3 protein-coding genes are annotated in these 2410 nt (G+C 68.6%); 1 reads left to right on the forward strand and 2 read right to left on the reverse strand.

Annotation, left to right across the window (positions count from 1 at the left end):
• Nucleotides 1-352: 352 nt before the first annotated feature.
• Nucleotides 353-709 (reverse strand): DoxX family protein, encoded by a 357-nt coding sequence (locus ACWCP0_RS41975; RefSeq protein ID WP_351225702.1) that lies wholly within the window; start codon nucleotides 707-709, stop codon nucleotides 353-355.
• Between the two features lie 119 nt (nucleotides 710-828).
• Nucleotides 829-1653: an ABC transporter permease gene (locus ACWCP0_RS41980; protein WP_451083964.1), complete on the reverse strand. Its 825-nt coding sequence runs from the start codon at nucleotides 1651-1653 to the stop codon at nucleotides 829-831.
• Nucleotides 1654-2028: 375 nt separating this feature from the next.
• Here ACWCP0_RS41980 and ACWCP0_RS41985 point away from each other — a divergent pair, with 375 nt between their 5' ends.
• The gene (locus ACWCP0_RS41985; RefSeq protein WP_451083965.1) at nucleotides 2029-2319 is read left to right on the forward strand and encodes a histidine kinase; all 291 of its coding nucleotides are present in this window, start codon (nucleotides 2029-2031) and stop codon (nucleotides 2317-2319) included.
• The last annotated feature ends 91 nt before the right edge of the window (nucleotides 2320-2410 follow it).

A 2410-nucleotide genomic window follows, 5' to 3' on the forward strand; every position in this document is an offset into this window, starting at 1 on the left:
GCAGAAGCCGTCCGTGACGGCATCCTGCCCGCTACACTCCCACCGCTCGACGCTTCCCCAGGTCAAGCCACGAAGTACTGCTGGAGTACTAGCGCGCGTATCGGGTTGTGATCAATCTGCGGGATTCCCCTTCGCGGCGGGGACTGATCCGGTGCATCATTTTGCGTGACGAGAGTGCAACTGCCAGACATGGACTGCGAGTTGATCGAGCCGCACCTGCCGATCGGCGCGTTCGGCCCGTGCCCCGCACGGCTCCGACAGCAGTTCGAGGGCGTGATCTGGCGGGTCAGCGGGGCAGGGAGCAAGGCGACGGCCGCCGTGGTGACGGGCGCGGAACTTCTGGGCCCGCGGGTTACCAGGGGCCGTGGTAGACCAGGCCCAGAGCCAGGGCGGCCGCCGCGGTGGAGAGGAACACGATCCCGCCTACGATGTCGCGGGAGCCCACCCGCAGGTGGGCGATGATTGCGCCGATGAAGTACAGCACGAGGCCAGAGGCGGCGAGGGTCCCCAGGAGCGGCACGGCGAGCCCGGCCAGCAGCCCCACGGTGCCCGCTGCCAGCAGCATGCCCAGCACCGGTACCCACTTCCGGGGCACGCCCTTCATGTCCGCCTGGGTCTTGGGGTATTCGTGGCCGATCAGGTAGGTGACGGCGGCGGCACCGTTGAAGAGCGCACCGAGGATGGTGACCGTGACGTAGGCGGCGAACACGTTTTCTCCGCTTCTGTGGGGAATAGTATTGCTGGGCACTCCGTCGTGGGATGCCGTTCTTCTGGATGACGAGCCAGCGACTCGATTTGTGACATCGGTTGGCAGCCGGGCGGACACACTCACACGTCGCGGCGCCTCACGACGAGAACGGCGAGTGCGACCGTGATCAGCGGCCAGAGCGTGTACACGATCCAGGATCCGGGGACCGTGGCGGTGTAGCCCAGGGATCCGGGTTCCGGCTCCCAGGTTTGGACCAGGCGATTCCAGGCGGCCGACACCAGTGCGTGTTTGATGTCTGCCGACCAGCGGTTGCTCTCCGAGAACATGGTGGGCAGCATCAGCAGGGTGAAGACGCTGGTGACCATGGTCCCGGCGGCATGCCGGAGCAGAACGCCGAGGCCCAGACCGACCAGGGCGCAGACTGGAGCCAGCAACGCGGATGCCACCCAGGCCCGGAACACCCCGGGGTGGGTGATCGGAACGCCGGCATGGTGCCCGTCCAGGATGGCCTGGGAGACCAGGAAGGAACCGGTGGAGGCGGCCGTACCGACCGCGGTCCACAGCACGGCGGTGACGGCCGCCTTGGCCAGCACGACCGAGCCGCGGGCCGGGACAGCCACGGTGGTGGTGCGGATCAGCCCGCTGCTGTACTCGCTCACGACGGTGAGGGCGCCCATGCTGCTGGCGACGAGCATCAGCATCCAGTAGCCGGCCGCCGGGTAGGCGTCGAAGGGCAGGAAATCAGGGGGGCCGGAGTCCGCGGCCTTGTCCGCCAGCGTGGCCACGGCGGCGGACCCGAGGACGCACAGGGGGGTGAGGCCGATCGTCCACAGGGTGGAGCGCAGGGACCGCATCTTGATCCACTCGGAGGCGAGCAGGTCGCGGAAGCGGGTGGGCGGCCCGGCGACGTGGGTGGCCGGGGAGGCGGAGGCGAGTGTGGTCATCGGGGCTGTCCTGCCAGGTATTCGACGCTGTCGGCGGTCAGTTCCATGAAGGCCGCCTCCAGCGAGGCGGTACGGGTGGTCAGCTCGTCCAGCCGGATGCGGTTCTCGAAGGCGAGCGCTCCGATCCGGTCCGCGGGTCCACGCCGTCGGGTCGCTGCTGGCCGTGAGCCTGCTCGTCGGCGTGGCGCGACGGATGCCGCTGCTGGCTCTGGGAATGGCACTCTCGGATCCACTGCTGTGGTGGTGGGCACTCCGGGCTCCGTCCATGAGGGCCTGGCGGCTTCGTATCAGGGACAGTTCCTGTCGTATCTGGCGGCGGACCTCGTCCTGGGCTTCGTCGTCGCCACCTGCGCACGGCGGGCTTCGATTGTTGCCGTGGCAGTGTCTGTCGCCGTGCAACTCCTGGTGATCGGCGGCTTCGCGCACGGGGACAACCTGACCGTCAACGGGGTGATCGCCCTCCTGGCGATGGCCGCATCCTGCATGGCCGGTCTGCTGAGTCGCGAGCGCCGCGAGCACGCGGTGGCGCTGCGTTCGCAGGAGGTGGCCGAGGCCGTGACCGCCGAACGGCTGCGGATCGCACGGGAGCTGCACGACATGGTCGCGCACAGCATCGGCATCATCGCCATCCAGGCCGGTGTGGGCAGCCGGGTCATCCAGACCTAGTGCTGCTCCGCGGAAGTTCGTGGAGGGTGTTGATCAGGCTGCCTTGAGCGGGGTGCCCTCGTAGGTCCAGCGGTAGGGCTTGGCCGTCTCG

The organism is Streptomyces sp. NPDC001970, from assembly GCF_053594115.1.